Source organism: Streptomyces sp. NPDC056296 (assembly GCF_042268605.1).
Lineage (GTDB): Bacteria > Actinomycetota > Actinomycetes > Streptomycetales > Streptomycetaceae > Streptomyces.
The window spans coordinates 1-1,035 of record NZ_JBHJRX010000157.1; the positions used below are offsets into that span (position 1 = coordinate 1).

Here is a 1,035-nt window from a genome sequence, read left to right on the forward strand (position 1 = left end):
CTAGGTGTGCTGTTCGGGCAGGTTGGTGACGCGGCTGGCTGGTGTGTGGCCGCCGATGCCGGTGTGGGGTCGGTGGTAGTTGTACCAGTCCAGCCAGTCGGGAAACGCTGCCTGCCGTTCGTTGTCGGAGGTATAGGGCCGGTGGTAGGCCCATTCGTCGAGCAGGGTGCGGTGGAAGCGTTCGACTTTGCCGTTGGTCTGAGGTCGCCAGGGCCTGGTCCAGCGAGGGCTGATGCCCAGGTCGTGGCAGGTCTGGCGCCAGGTGTTCTTGCTGTAGGCCCAGGCGTTGTCGGTGAGGACCCGTTCGGTCGTGATGCCGTGCGCGGCGAACCAGGCGGTGGCCCGGGTGAGGAAGCCGGCGCAGGTGGCGGCGGTTTCGTCGGGCAGGTCTTCGGTGTAGGCGAGACGGGTGTGGTCGTCCAGGGCGGTGTGCAGGTAGGCGTATCCCGCGCCGTTGCGCCGGTCCTTGTTCGGGCTGCCGGCCGCACGGCCGAGGACCTTGTGGCCGCCGCCGTCGGGGATGCGGCCGAGCTTCTTGACGTCGATGTGGACCAGTTCCCCGGGCCGGGACCGTTCGTAGCGGCGTACGGGTTCGCCCGTGGCGCGGTCCAGCGCGGACAGGGCGGGCAGGTGGTGCCGGACGAGGATGCGGTGGGCGGTGGAAGCGGCGATGCCGCAGCGGGCGGCCAGCCGCACCGGTCCGATCCGGTGCTCGCGCCGCAGCCGCAGGACCTGATGCTCGACGGGGGCAGACGTCTGGCGCGGGCTGTGGTGAGGGCGGCTGGAGCGGTCGTGCATCCCGGCCGCGCCCATCTGCCGGTAGCGGCCTGCCCAGCGGGTGGCGGTGGTGTGGCTGACCTGGAAGCGTTCCGCGGCCCGCCGCAACGGCCAGCCGTCGTCCACAACACACCGGGCCAGACGCAGCCTGCCGGTCGGGGTCAGCGGGGCATTACGGTGGGACACGAGGGCCTCCTGGCGGTCGGCGGTAGATGTCGCAATCCACACCGAACCCAGAAGGCCCTCACCTGTTCAAGC

The 1,035-nt window shown here is 70.7% G+C and carries 1 protein-coding gene; it reads right to left on the reverse strand.

Annotated features, from left to right (window positions below):
* The gene (locus tag ACFCZF_RS40925) at positions 1 to 963 is read right to left on the reverse strand and encodes an IS481 family transposase (RefSeq protein ID WP_376676001.1); all 963 of its coding nucleotides are present in this window, start codon (positions 961 to 963) and stop codon (positions 1 to 3) included.
* Positions 964 to 1,035 lie beyond the last annotated feature (72 nt).